The organism is Paenirhodobacter huangdaonensis (assembly GCF_004022465.1).
GTDB classification, from domain to species: Bacteria; Pseudomonadota; Alphaproteobacteria; order Rhodobacterales; family Rhodobacteraceae; genus Rhodobacter; species Rhodobacter huangdaonensis.
Map to the genome: position 1 here is coordinate 309,364 of NZ_SAVA01000002.1, position 11,720 is coordinate 321,083.

Genomic DNA, 11,720 nt, shown 5'->3' on the forward strand with positions numbered 1-11,720 from the left:
TTTTGCCGCCTCAGCCGCGGTGACGCGCCGCAAGCCGCGGCAGCATCGCCGAGAAATCCTTGCCGCGGCCGTCCTCGGCCTCGACGAAGGTGGCGTAAAGCGCCGCCGCGAGCTGCCCCATCGGGGTGTCGGCATCGGCCGCCTCGGCCGCCTGCTGGCTCAGCCGCAGGTCCTTCAGCATCAGCTCGGCCGCGAAGCCGGGCTTGTAGTCGTTGTCGGCGGGCGAGGTAGGGCCCACGCCCGGGGCCGGGCAATAGGCGTTCATCGTCCAGCTGTAGCCCGAGGACGTCGAAACGACGTCGAACATCCTCGAGCGGTCGAGGCCGAGCTTGTCGGCAAGCGCGAAGGCCTCGCAGGTGGCGATCATGGTGACGCCGAGTATCATGTTGTTGCAGATCTTCGCGGCCTGACCGGCGCCCGAGGCGCCGCAATGCACCGCCTTCTGCCCCATGATGTCGAACAGCGGCTGCACCGTGGCGAAGGCCGCATCCGGTCCGCCGACCATGAAGGTCAGCGTGCCCGCCGTCGCCCCGCCGACGCCGCCCGAGACCGGCGCGTCAAGGGCCGCAAGCCCGGCCGCCACCGCCTGTTCGGCCACCGCCCGCGCGCTTTCCACATCGACGGTCGAGCAGTCGCACAGCACCGCGCCCTTCGGCATCGCCGGGATCACCTCGACCGCCACGGCGCGCAGGATCGCGCCATTCGGCAGCATGGTGAAGACGACCTCGGCGCCCTGCGCCGCCGCCGCCGCGGAAGCGGCCTTTGCCACCCCCTCGGGCATTGGCGCGCTGAGGTCGAAGCCCGTCACCTCATGCCCTGCCTTCACCAGGTTGGCGGCCATCGGCCCGCCCATGTTCCCAAGTCCGATGAAACCGATCTTCATGTTTCCTCCCAATGTGTTGTGCCGCAAACTTCAGGCAGTCTCGAAGGCGATCTCCCAGTCCCGCGGCAGGGGGTCGAGCAGCGCCGAAACCTCGGCCATCGGCAGCGTCTCGAGGCTGTATTTCCAGCTCGGGTTGCGGTCCTTGTCGATGATCTGCGCACGCACGCCCTCGAGGAAATCGGCCTTCTCGACCGCGCGCAGGGTGAAGCGGAACTCGTTCGACAGGGCGTCGCGGATGGTGGGCGTGGCGCGCGTCATCCGCACGAGGCGCAGCGTCGCCTCCTCGGACAGCGCCGAGTTGCGGCACAGGATGGCGAGCGTCTCGGTGGCGAAATGCGTGCCCGAGGCCTCGAGCGCGGCGACGATCTCGTGGATGTCGCGCCCGCCAAAGGCAGCCTCGATCTGCGGTCGGAGATCGGCGAGCCGCCCCTTCGTGGTCGGCACGCGGCCCTTCGGCAGCACCGCGGGATCGCCGGTCGCGATCAGCTGCGCCTTCGCCGCCTCCCACTCCGCCTCGGGCAGGTAGAGATCGGCAAAGCCCGCATAGATCGCATCGCCCGCGCCGATCCGGCTGCCGGTGACGCCGAGGTATTCGCCGATGCGGCCGGGCGCCTTCGCCAGCAGCAGCGTGCCGCCGACGTCGGGGATCAGCCCGATGCCGGTTTCCGGCATGGCGATCTGCGTGGTGTCGCCCACCACCCGGTGATGCGCATGGCCGCCGACGCCGACGCCGCCGCCCATCACGAAGCCCTGCATGAAGGAGACGACGGGTTTGCCATATTCCGCGAGCCGGGCGTTCATCCGGTATTCCTCGCGCCAGAAGCGCGGCCCGGTGGTGAAATCGCCGGCGCGGCCCTGATGATAGATCTTGGCGATGTCGCCGCCGGCGCAGAAGGCACGCTCGCCCACGGCGTCGATCACCACCACCGCAACCTCGGCATCGTCGCGCCAGTCGCTCAGCGCCCGGTCGATCGCCGCCGCCATCTCGGCGTCGAGCGCATTGAGCGCCTTCGGCCGGTTGAAGGTGAGCCGCCCGGCGCGGCCCTCCTTGCGCACGATCATCGTCGGCTCTTCGGTCATCAGTCTCGCTCCGCCAGCACGGCGCGGCTGACGATCAGCCGCATGATTTCATTCGTCCCCTCGAGGATCTGGTGCACGCGCAGGTCGCGCACGATCTTCTCGATGCCGTAATCGGCAAGGTAGCCATAGCCACCATGCAGTTGCAGGCACTGGTTGGCCACCTCGAACGCGGCGTCGGTGACGTAAAGCTTTGCCATGGCGCAGAATTTCGTTGCATCCGGGGCGCCGGCGTCAAGCTTCCAGGCGGCCTGACGCAGGAAGGTGCGGGCCGATTGCAGCTTCACCTCCATCTCGGCCAGACGGAACTGCAGCGCCTGGAAGCCGTCGAGCGTGCGGCCGAAGGCCTTGCGCTCGCCCATGTAGACGAGCGTCGCGTCGAAGGCCGCCTGCGCCCCGCCAAGCGCCGAGGCGGCGATGTTGAGCCGCCCGCCGTCAAGCCCGGCCATGGCATAGGCAAAGCCCCGGCCTTCCTCGCCGACCAGATTTTCGGCCGGGATCACGCAATCGTCGAACTGCACCTGCGCGGTGGGCTGGGCGCGCCAGCCCATCTTGTCCTCGAGCGCACCGAAGCTGAGCCCGGGGGTGCCCGCCTCGATCACCATGCAGGAGATGCCCTTCGGCCCGTCGCCGCCGCTGCGCACCATCGTCAGATAGGCGTCCGAATAGCTGCCGCCGGAGATGAAGGCCTTGGTGCCATTGAGCTTCCAGCCGCCCGCGACGCGCTCGGCGCGGGTGCGCAGCGCCGCCGCATCCGAGCCCGAGCCCGGCTCGGTCAGGCAATAGGAGAAGATCGTCTCCATGCTGCACAGACCGGGCAGCCAGCGGTCTTTGGTCTCGGCCGAGCCGAACTTGTCGATCATCCCGCCGCACATGTTGTGGATCGAGAGGAATGAGCCGACGGCGGGGCAGGACATCGCCAGCGCCTCGAAGACCAGTGTCGCGTCAAGCCGGCTGAGCCCGGTGCCGCCGTAGTCTTCCGAGACGTAAAGCCCGCCAAGGCCGAGTTCCGCCAGCTGCGGCCAGAGTGTCTTCGGGATCGTACCCTCGGCCTCCCAACCCCGGGCGAAGGGCGCGATATTCTCCTGCCCGAAAGCGAAGGCCATGTCGAAGATGGCCTGCTGCTCCTCGCTCAGTGCGAAATCCATGGTTTCCTCCCCGAAACGCTGGAAATGAATATGTGTTCAATTTTCATCCGGCGCGCGGATTTTGCAAGGGGGCAGGGGCGCTGCCCCTCGGCCTTCGGCCTCACCCCGGAGTATTTGGACCAAGAAAAAGCGCCCGGGTTTTTTCTTGGCGCAAATACTCCCGCCGGAGGCAGCCGCGCCCCGAAGGGCGCGGCACCCGTCTCAGTCGAGCGCCTTGAAGTTCAGGCTGGCGCCGTCCTTGATGCCCGAGAACCAGCGCGCGGTGACGGTCTTCGTCTTGGTGTAGAAGCGCAGCGCGTCGGGGCCATACTGGTTCAGGTCGCCGAAGGCCGACTTCTTCCAGCCGCCGAAGGTGTAGTAGCTCAGCGGCACCGGGATCGGGAAGTTGATGCCGACCATGCCGACGTTGACGCGGCTGGCGAAATCGCGTGCGGTGTCGCCATCGGCGGTGAAGATCGCGGTGCCGTTGCCGTAATCATTGTCGATCACCAGCTTCAGCGCGTCTTCATAGCTGTCCATCCGCACCGTCGACAGCACCGGCCCGAAGATCTCCTGACGGTAGATGTCCATCTCGGGGGTGACGTCGTCGAAGAGCGTCGGGCCGACGTAGAAGCCGTTCTCGTAGCCCTGGATCTTCAGGCCGCGGCCATCGACGACAAGGGTCGCGCCCTGCTCGACGCCCGAGCCGATCAGCCCGTTGATCCGGTCCTGCGCCTGCTTGGTGATGACCGGCCCGAAGTCGACGTCGTCGCCCGCGGTATAGGGGCCGACCTTGAGCTTCTCGATCTTCGGAACGAGCTTCTCGATCAGCCGGTCGGCGGTTTCCTTGCCCACCGGCACTGCGACCGAGATCGCCATGCAGCGTTCGCCCGCCGCGCCGAAGCCCGCGCCCACCAGCGCATCGGCCGCCTTGTCGAGATCGGCATCGGGCATGATGATCATGTGGTTCTTCGCGCCGCCGAAGCACTGCGCGCGCTTGCCGTTCGAGCAGGCACGGCCGTAGATGTATTGCGCAATCGGGGTCGAGCCGACGAAGCCCACGGCCTGCACGGTCTCGTTGTCGAGGATCGCGTCCACGACTTCCTTGTCGCCGTTCACCACCTGCAGCACGCCGTCGGGCAGGCCCGCTTCCTGGGCAAGCTGGGCGAGCCGGATCGAGGTCGAGGGGCAGCGCTCGGAGGGTTTCAGGATCATCGCGTTGCCGGCAACGAGGGCCGGGCCCATCTTCCACAGCGGGATCATCGCCGGGAAGTTGAAGGGGGCGATGCCCGCGACCACGCCAAGCGGCTGACGCATCGAGTAGAGGTCGATGCCGGGGCCGGCGCTGTCGGTGTATTCGCCCTTGAGGAGGGCCGGCGCGCCCATGCAGACCTCGATCACCTCGAGCCCGCGCTGCACATCGCCGCGCGCGTCGGGCAGGGTCTTGCCGTGCTCGCGCGAGACGAGCCCGGCGAGCTCGTCCATATGCGCGTTGATCAGGTCGCCGAATTTCATCATCACCCGGGCGCGGCGCTGCGGGTTGGTCGCGGCCCAGACCGGCTGCGCCGCGGCGGCGGCGGCGACCGCCGCGTCGAGTTCCGCGGTGGTGGCGAGCGCGACGCGCGCCTGCACCTCGCCCGTCGCCGGGTTGTAGACGTCAGTGAAACGGCCGGACGTGCCCGCCACCAGCTTGCCGTTGATCCAGTGTCCGATCTCTTGCATAGAGTGCCTCCCGTGAATTGGTCTCGCAAACCTTAGCCTTGCGAAAATCCCTGTAAAAGAGGAAGTCTGGCAAAAGGTGTTTTGCATTTCTGCAAAGGCGGGGCGATGGACTGGGACGATCTGCGGGTGTTCCTGGCGGTGGCGCGGGCGGAAAGCCTGTCGGGCGCGGGGCGGGTGCTGAAATGCGACGCGGCGACGGTCGGGCGGCGGATCGCGCGGCTCGAGGAGGGGCTTGGCGCGAAGCTGTTCGTGAAATCGCCGCATGGCTATGCGCAGACCGACGCGGGGGCGCGGCTCCTGCCCCATGCCGAGGCCGCCGAGGCGGCGATGAGCGGCGCCGAGGAGGCGCTGTCGGGGGAGGCCGGGCGGCTGACCGGGCAGCTGCGGATCGGTGCCCCCGATGGCTGTGCGAACTATCTGCTGCCGCAGGTCTGCGCGGCGATCTGCGATGCGCATCCGGGGCTCGAGATCCAGCTGATCGCGCTGCCGCGGCTGTTCAACCTGTCGAAACGCGAGGCGGACATGGCGATTGCGGTGTCGCGGCCGACGGCGGGGCGGCTGACGGTGCAGAAGCTGGCCGATTATCAGCTCCATCTGGCCGCCGACCGCGACTATCTGGCGGCGCATCCGCCGATCGCCGGCCGGGCCGATCTGCGCGGGCACCGGATGATCGGCTATATCCCCGACATGATCTTCGACAAGGAGCTCGACTATCTCGCCGAGACCGGGGCCGAGACGGTGGGGCTCGCCTCGAACTCGGTCTCGGTGCAGATGCAGATGGTGCGGGCGGGGGCGGGGCTGGGCATCGTGCATGACTTCGCCATCCCGTTCTGCCCGGGGGTGAGCCGGGTGCTGCCCGACGAGATCGGTCTGCGCCGCACCTTCTGGCTGTTGCGCCATGCCGACGACCGCCGCTCGGAACGGCTCGGCCGGCTCGCCGAGGCGCTCGGTCAGGGGCTGCGCACCGAGATCGCCCGGCTCGAGGCCGCGGCGGCGGTGCAATGACCGCGACCTTCGCCCGACTTGACAGATAATCACGCAATTGTGACGCTGGGACATGGCATGCAAAGGGAGGTTGCGATGCAGGTTCTGCAGATTCTGAAGTCGAAGGGGGACGACGGGGTGGTGACGGTGGTGCCGGGCACCTCGGTTGCGGAGGTGGCGCGGGTGCTCTCGGCGCGGCGGATTGGGGCGCTGATCGTCTCGACCGATGGCAAGCACGTCGACGGCATCGTCTCGGAGCGCGACGTGGTGCGCGAGCTTGGCCGGCGCGGCCCCGCGGCGCTGAGCCTGATGGTCGAAGAGGTGATGACCCGCAACGCCGTGGGCTGCACGCGCTCTGACACCACCGAGGAGGTGATGGAGCAGATGAGTGCGGGCGGCTTCCGTCACATGCCGGTGATCGAGGCGGGCGAGATGGTCGGGCTGATCTCGATCCGCGACGTGATCGCGGCCCGGCTCGGCGAGCTGCACCTCGAAAAGGAAGCCCTGACCGGGATGATCATGGGCAACTGACGCCGCGATGCGGCATCACAAGTCTTGCAAAAGGGCGCGCAATCTTGTTGCGTGCCCTTGACCTGTGAGGAACGGCACTGAGGAGGAGCCCATGCGCATCGGCCTGTACCCCGGAACTTTCGATCCGGTGACGCTGGGGCATATCGACATCATCCAGCGCGCGATGCCGCTTGTCGACCGGCTGGTGATCGGGGTGGCGATCAACCGCGACAAGGGGCCGCTGTTCAATCTCGAGGAACGGGTGGAGATGCTCGAGGCCGAATGCGCCGAGATCACCGCGCGCTGCGGCGGCGAGATCGTCGTGCATCCGTTCGAGAATCTGCTGATTCACTGCGCGCGCGATGTGAATGCGAATGTCATCATCCGCGGGCTGCGCGCCGTCGCCGATTTCGAATATGAATTCCAGATGGTGGGCATGAACCGCGCCCTCGATGCCAGTGTCGAGACGGTGTTCCTGATGGCCGACGCCCGGCGTCAGGCGATCGCCTCGAAACTGGTGAAGGAGATCGCCCGGCTCGACGGCGAGGTGTCGCGCTTCGTCACCCCGGCGGTGCAGGCGCGGCTGATGGCGAAGCTCGGCAAGGGCTGAGCTCAGCCGCCGAAGGCCGGCAGCACGCCGATGGTGACGAAGGCGCGCAGCACAGCGTCGACGGCGACGGCGGCAAGCAGCATGCCCATCACCCGGCTGATCACCGCGGCGCCGGTGGTGCCGATCACCCGCAACAGCGGCGAGGCGGCAAGCAGGATCGCCAGCGTCACCGCCAGAACCAGCGCCATCAGTGCCGTCGTCATCGCCTGATGGGCGATGGCGAAGCGGTCGTTGTCGGTCAGGATCACCACCGTCAGCATCGCCCCCGGCGAGGCGATCGAAGGGATCGCCACCGGGAAGACCGAAGTCTGGCGCACCCGCTCGGCCTCGGCGATCTCCTCCTCGGGCTTCGAATGACCGAAGATCATCGTCAGCGCGAAGAGGAAGAGCACGATCCCGCCGGCGATCTGGAAGGCGGGCAGCGCCAGGCCGAGGGCATCAAGAACCACCTGGCCGAGCACGATGAAGAGCGTCAGCACCACGAAGGACACGACCACCGCGCGGATCGCCACGGCGCGGCGCTGACCCGCGCTCATCCCCGCGGTGACAGCCAGGAACACCGGCAGCGTGCCGATCGGGTCGATCACCACCCACAGCGTGATGAATTCCTGCAGAAGCTGCGCGGGGCTGAGCAAGGGGCAATCCTTTCAAGGGATTGCCGAACCCTAGCAGAGGGGTGCCCCCGGGGCCAAGGGGCCTGGGCGCGATACCGGGGGCCGCGCCGATCACATGCGCGCGCGTTGCGCGAAAACCACGCCCGGTGCCGGTTTCAGTCGCGCCCGTAGACCGCGGCGCGCGCGATACGGGCCGCGTCGCGCGGGTAAAGATCGACATCGAGCGCGACATCGAGCGGCAGCCGCGCGATCTCGCGCCGGGTGCGGGCATAGCGGGCGCGCCGTTCGGCGGCGCTGACCAGACGTCCGATGAATTTGCGCATCCTTCCGGTCCTTTCCTGCTGATGACCGGAGGCGGCGGGATGCCGCCTCATGCCGGCAAGATGCCCCTGTGTGGTAGCGCTAACAAGTGCCGGAACGGGAAGGCCGCGTTGCCGTTTTCGCATGGCTGGCGAGAGCCGATGCAAAAGGGGCGCCCGGCGGGGCGCCCCTGGCAACCGGCGGCGCGGTCGGGCTCAGATCAGCTTGCCCATGGCAACGGCGGTGTCCGACATCCGGTTCGAGAAGCCCCATTCGTTGTCATACCACGACAGGATCCGCACCATGGTGCCGTCCATCACCTTGGTCTGGTCCATGTGGAAGACCGAGGAATGGCTGTCGTGGTTGAAGTCCATCGAGACGTTCTTGAACTTGGTATAGCCGAGGATGCCCTTCAGCGGCCCGTCCGCGGCGGCCTCGATCGCGGCGTTGATCTCCTCGACGGTGGTCGCGCGCTTCGCGGTGAAGACCAGATCGACGACCGAGACATTCGGCGTCGGCACCCGGATCGCCACGCCGTCGAGCTTGCCCTTGAGTTCGGGCAGCACCAGGCCCACGGCCTTCGCGGCGCCGGTCGAGGTCGGGATCATGCTCAGCGCCGCGGCGCGGGCGCGGTAGAGATCCTTGTGCAGCGTGTCGAGCGTCGGCTGGTCGCCCGTATAGCTGTGGATCGTGGTCATGAAGCCCTTCTCGATGCCGATCGCGTCGTTCAGCACCTTGGCGACGGGAGAGAGGCAGTTCGTCGTGCACGAGGCATTCGAGACGATCAGGTCATCCTTGGTCAGGGTCTTGTCGTTCACGCCGAAGACGATGGTCTTGTCCGCGCCTTCGCCCGGGGCCGAGATCAGCACCCGCTTCGAGCCGTTCTCGAGATGGGCGAGGCATTTCTCCTTCGAGGTGAAGATGCCGGTGCATTCCATCACCACGTCGACATCCGACCAGGGCAGCTCTGCCGGATTGCGGATCGCCGTCACCTTCATCGGGCCGCGGCTCGCGTCGATCCAGTCCTCGCCGGTCGTCACCTCGGCCGGAAACCGGCCATGCACCGAATCGAAGCGCAGCAGATGTGCGTTGGTCTCCACCGGGCCAAGGTCATTGATCGCCACGACCTCGATGTCGGTACGACCCGATTCGATGATTGCGCGCAGCACATTGCGCCCGATACGGCCGAAACCGTTGATTGCCACCTTGACCGACATCCGTGTCTCCTTCGATTGCCTTCGCGACAGACCGCACAACCTAGACTAGGTCTAGGCTGTGAAATTTCCACGAAAGGTCAATGGCAAAACGCGGGGCTCAGCGCCAGAACGCGACCCAGTCGATCAGATCGACGGATTTTCGGGCGAGAAAAAGTGACGCGCCCCAGCCGTTGAAGAGCGCATCCGCCAGCAGACACAGAAAGATCAGGGCGGCAAGCCCGATGGAGATGGGGGTGTTCATCCGCTCCCTCGTCCCGGGCCTGCCCCGGGATTACTGCAGGAGCCGTCCGATCGCACCGGCCACGTCGGCCATGCGGCAGGAGAAGCCCCACTCGTTGTCGTACCACGCCAGCACGCGCACCAGGCGTCCGCCGGTGACCTTGGTCTGGTCCGGGGCAAAGATAGACGAATAGGGCGTGTGGTTGAAGTCGATCGAGACCTTGGGCTCGGGGTCATAGGCCAGAACCTTGCCCATGTGGCCGGCGGCGGCCTCGCGCATGATCTCGTTCACCTCGTCGCGGGTGACCGACTTGCCGGCGATGAAGGTCAGATCGACGGCCGAGACGTTCGGCGTCGGCACCCGCAGCGAGGTGCCGTCGAGGCGGCCGGCGAGTTCCGGCAGCACCTCGCCGATCGCCTTCGCGGCGCCGGTCGAGGTCGGGATCATCGCCATCGCCGCGGCGCGGGCGCGATAGAGGTCCTTGTGGCGGCGGTCGAGCGTCGGCTGGTCGCCGGTGTAGCTGTGCACCGTGGTCATGATCCCCGACTCGATGCCGATGCTGTCGTTCAGCACCTTGGCAAGCGGCGCAAGGCAGTTCGTGGTGCACGAGCCGTTCGACACGACCAGATGCTCGGGCAGCAGCTCGCGGTGGTTCACGCCATAGACGATGGTCTTGTCGGCATTGGTGGCCGGCGCCGAGACCAGCACGCGTTTCGCGCCGCGGCCGAGGTGGACGGCGGCCTTCTCGCGCGAGTTGAACTTGCCGGTGCATTCCAGAACGACGTCGACGCCGTCCCAGTTCAGCTCGTCGGGGTTGTAGGTCGACATCACTTCGATCGGGCCCTGGCCGAGGTCGAGCGTCTTGCCCTCGACCTTCACCGGACCGCCGAAACGGCCGTGCACCGAGTCGTATTTCAGCAGATGGGCGTTGGTCTCGATCGGGCCGGTGGCGTTGATCTTGACGACCTGAACGTCGTTGCGCGCGGCTTCGGCGATATGGGCCAGCGTGCAGCGGCCGATGCGGCCAAAGCCATTGATGCCGATGGTAACGGTCATGTGCGCTCTCCTGACTGGGCGATGCGAGGGGCGATCGCGCGGACTCGATGCAGTGTTGGCGTGCGCATACCATGGCATGCAAGACCGGAAAACCCGTCGTTTCAGCATGATAGCGGAAACATCGCGTGGTTGCGGTAACGGTAGCGGCGAAGGCCCCGCCACCGGCGGAAGACCGCCGCCGGCACGGGCCGTGCGGCGCGCACACGGCAGGCCGGACAGCGGCGGGGGGCGGCCCGCGGCGCGGGTGAGTCGCAGGGCAGCTCAGCTTTGCACGGGGTCCGGCGCGTCGTCCTCGGCGAGCAGATTCAGTGCGCCCGCCGCCTCCATCTCGCGGATCACGCCAACCACCGTGGCCATCGCCGCCTCGACATCCTTCGCGCGCAGCTTGCCAAGCGTGGCCATCTCCTCGCGCAGCGAGGCGGCCATGCGCTGCGACAGGTTGGCGAGGATGAACTCGGCCGCCGTTTCGTCGGCGCCGGTGGCGCCGGCCAGCGCGACGATCAGCTGCGGCTGCTCGACATTGCGCAGGATGCGCGGCACGTCGCGGGCGTCGATCCGTTGCGGGATGTTGGTGAAGGTGAAGATCGCCTTGCGCACCTTCTCGGCGAAGTCCTGGTCCTCTTCCTCGAGGCCGATCAGCACGTCTTCGCGCGTCGCCGCGGCGGATTGGTTGAGGATCGCGCCGACACGCTCGACCGCGCCGGTGTCGAAGGCGCGTGCGGGCATCGAATCGAGCTGCTGGGCGAGGGCGACGCCGATCCGCTGCACGGTCTCGGGCGCGACATTGCCGGTCAGCGACACCGCATAGGCGATGCGCCGCGCCCGCTCGCCCGGCAGCCGGCCGAGCAGCTCGGCCGCCTTCGGCACCGCAAGTTTCGACAGCAGCACCGCCGCCACCTCGACGCTTTCCTCGGTCATCACCGGCAGCAGCGTCTCGGTCGAGAGGCCGAGGATCCGCTCCCAGGGATCGGCGCCGGTACTGGCAAGCGCCAGGCGCCGCAGCCGGCTGGTCGCGGCCGAGGAGAGCTGTCCGTCCAGCAGGCTCAGCGCGCCGTCGAGCCCGTTCGGGAAGGTCAGCCCCACCGCCTCCAGCGCCTCGCAGAATTCCGCCACCACCGCGTGCAGCGTGTCGCGATCGACAAGCTTCATCGCGCCGATCTGCGCCGTCAGCTCGGTCTGCTGGTCCTCGCTCAGCTCGGCAAGCGGCAGCCGCATCCCCTCGGAGGAAAGCAGCCGGACGATGATCGCCGCCTTCTGCTGCCGCGAGAGCGCGACCACCGCCGTTGCGGTGACAGGCTTCGCCCCGGCCTGGGGGCCAGGGGGGATCCGGGCAAGTTCCACATCCGCCTCCGTTGCGGGTTGCACTGCGGCGCAACCTGCCACGGGAGGGTTAAGGGCGG

13 protein-coding genes are annotated in these 11,720 nt (G+C 67.5%); 3 read left to right on the plus strand and 10 right to left on the minus strand.

Features of this window, described 5'->3' with window-relative positions; translation table 11 throughout:
• Positions 1–10: 10 nt before the first annotated feature.
• From mmsB to EOW66_RS04595, 4 genes are all read right to left on the minus strand, one after another.
• Positions 11–883 (minus strand): 3-hydroxyisobutyrate dehydrogenase, encoded by an 873-nt coding sequence (gene mmsB / locus EOW66_RS04580; protein WP_128155181.1) that lies wholly within the window; start codon positions 881–883, stop codon positions 11–13.
• Between the two features lie 30 nt (positions 884–913).
• Positions 914–1,963 carry a 3-hydroxyisobutyryl-CoA hydrolase gene (locus EOW66_RS04585; protein ID WP_128155183.1) on the minus strand — a complete coding sequence of 350 codons (1,050 nt, stop codon included), beginning with the start codon at positions 1,961–1,963 and terminating at the stop codon, positions 914–916.
• A complete protein-coding gene (locus EOW66_RS04590; protein ID WP_128155185.1) occupies positions 1,963–3,108 on the minus strand; it encodes an acyl-CoA dehydrogenase family protein in 1,146 nt (381 codons plus the stop codon). Before EOW66_RS04590 ends, EOW66_RS04585 begins: the two co-directional genes overlap by 1 nt.
• Before the next feature lie 201 nt (positions 3,109–3,309).
• Complete coding sequence (locus EOW66_RS04595; RefSeq protein WP_128155187.1) at positions 3,310–4,809, minus strand: CoA-acylating methylmalonate-semialdehyde dehydrogenase; 1,500 nt, start codon at positions 4,807–4,809, stop codon at positions 3,310–3,312.
• A 105-nt stretch (positions 4,810–4,914) separates the two neighbouring features.
• Here EOW66_RS04595 and EOW66_RS04600 point away from each other — a divergent pair, with 105 nt between their 5' ends.
• From EOW66_RS04600 to coaD, 3 genes are all read left to right on the plus strand, one after another.
• On the plus strand, positions 4,915–5,814 hold the full coding sequence (locus tag EOW66_RS04600; protein ID WP_128155189.1) for a LysR family transcriptional regulator: 900 nt from the start codon (positions 4,915–4,917) through the stop codon (positions 5,812–5,814).
• A 75-nt stretch (positions 5,815–5,889) separates the two neighbouring features.
• Positions 5,890–6,324 carry a CBS domain-containing protein gene (locus tag EOW66_RS04605; protein ID WP_128155191.1) on the plus strand — a complete coding sequence of 145 codons (435 nt, stop codon included), beginning with the start codon at positions 5,890–5,892 and terminating at the stop codon, positions 6,322–6,324.
• Positions 6,325–6,415: 91 nt separating this feature from the next.
• Entirely contained in the window at positions 6,416–6,913 is a 498-nt protein-coding gene (gene coaD / locus EOW66_RS04610; protein WP_113899404.1) for a pantetheine-phosphate adenylyltransferase, read from the plus strand.
• A 2-nt stretch (positions 6,914–6,915) separates the two neighbouring features.
• On the opposite strand, the gene EOW66_RS04615 is transcribed toward coaD, so the two are convergent.
• The 6 genes from EOW66_RS04615 to EOW66_RS04630 all read right to left on the minus strand — a co-directional run bounded on the left by EOW66_RS04615 (position 6,916) and on the right by EOW66_RS04630 (position 11,661).
• Complete coding sequence (locus EOW66_RS04615) at positions 6,916–7,548, minus strand: MarC family protein (protein WP_128155193.1); 633 nt, start codon at positions 7,546–7,548, stop codon at positions 6,916–6,918.
• Between the two features lie 134 nt (positions 7,549–7,682).
• Positions 7,683–7,850: a hypothetical protein gene (locus EOW66_RS20310; protein WP_164881026.1), complete on the minus strand. Its 168-nt coding sequence runs from the start codon at positions 7,848–7,850 to the stop codon at positions 7,683–7,685.
• Between the two features lie 192 nt (positions 7,851–8,042).
• Positions 8,043–9,044: a type I glyceraldehyde-3-phosphate dehydrogenase gene (gap, locus tag EOW66_RS04620; protein ID WP_128155195.1), complete on the minus strand. Its 1,002-nt coding sequence runs from the start codon at positions 9,042–9,044 to the stop codon at positions 8,043–8,045.
• Between the two features lie 97 nt (positions 9,045–9,141).
• Positions 9,142–9,285, minus strand: a complete 144-nt coding sequence (locus tag EOW66_RS20315; protein WP_164879948.1) for a hypothetical protein — start codon at positions 9,283–9,285, stop codon at positions 9,142–9,144.
• A 30-nt stretch (positions 9,286–9,315) separates the two neighbouring features.
• The gene (gap, locus tag EOW66_RS04625) at positions 9,316–10,320 is read right to left on the minus strand and encodes a type I glyceraldehyde-3-phosphate dehydrogenase (protein WP_113899401.1); all 1,005 of its coding nucleotides are present in this window, start codon (positions 10,318–10,320) and stop codon (positions 9,316–9,318) included.
• A gap of 261 nt (positions 10,321–10,581) precedes the next feature.
• Positions 10,582–11,661, minus strand: coding sequence for a flagellar motor switch protein FliG (locus tag EOW66_RS04630; protein WP_239017493.1), 1,080 nt, complete (start codon positions 11,659–11,661; stop codon positions 10,582–10,584).
• Positions 11,662–11,720 lie beyond the last annotated feature (59 nt).

What these genes read in the sequence shown, in the direction of transcription:
- mmsB (WP_128155181.1), bottom strand. Translation starts at nt 883, where the DNA reads ATGAAGATCGGTTTCATCGGACTTGGGAACATGGGCGGGCCGATGGCC.
- EOW66_RS04585 (WP_128155183.1), bottom strand. Translation starts at nt 1,963, where the DNA reads ATGACCGAAGAGCCGACGATGATCGTGCGCAAGGAGGGCCGCGCCGGG.
- EOW66_RS04590 (WP_128155185.1), bottom strand. Translation starts at nt 3,108, where the DNA reads ATGGATTTCGCACTGAGCGAGGAGCAGCAGGCCATCTTCGACATGGCC.
- EOW66_RS04595 (WP_128155187.1), bottom strand. Translation starts at nt 4,809, where the DNA reads ATGCAAGAGATCGGACACTGGATCAACGGCAAGCTGGTGGCGGGCACG.
- EOW66_RS04600 (WP_128155189.1), top strand. Translation starts at nt 4,915, where the DNA reads ATGGACTGGGACGATCTGCGGGTGTTCCTGGCGGTGGCGCGGGCGGAA.
- EOW66_RS04605 (WP_128155191.1), top strand. Translation starts at nt 5,890, where the DNA reads ATGCAGGTTCTGCAGATTCTGAAGTCGAAGGGGGACGACGGGGTGGTG.
- coaD (WP_113899404.1), top strand. Translation starts at nt 6,416, where the DNA reads ATGCGCATCGGCCTGTACCCCGGAACTTTCGATCCGGTGACGCTGGGG.
- EOW66_RS20310 (WP_164881026.1), bottom strand. Translation starts at nt 7,850, where the DNA reads ATGCGCAAATTCATCGGACGTCTGGTCAGCGCCGCCGAACGGCGCGCC.
- gap (WP_128155195.1), bottom strand. Translation starts at nt 9,044, where the DNA reads ATGTCGGTCAAGGTGGCAATCAACGGTTTCGGCCGTATCGGGCGCAAT.
- EOW66_RS20315 (WP_164879948.1), bottom strand. Translation starts at nt 9,285, where the DNA reads ATGAACACCCCCATCTCCATCGGGCTTGCCGCCCTGATCTTTCTGTGT.
- gap (WP_113899401.1), bottom strand. Translation starts at nt 10,320, where the DNA reads ATGACCGTTACCATCGGCATCAATGGCTTTGGCCGCATCGGCCGCTGC.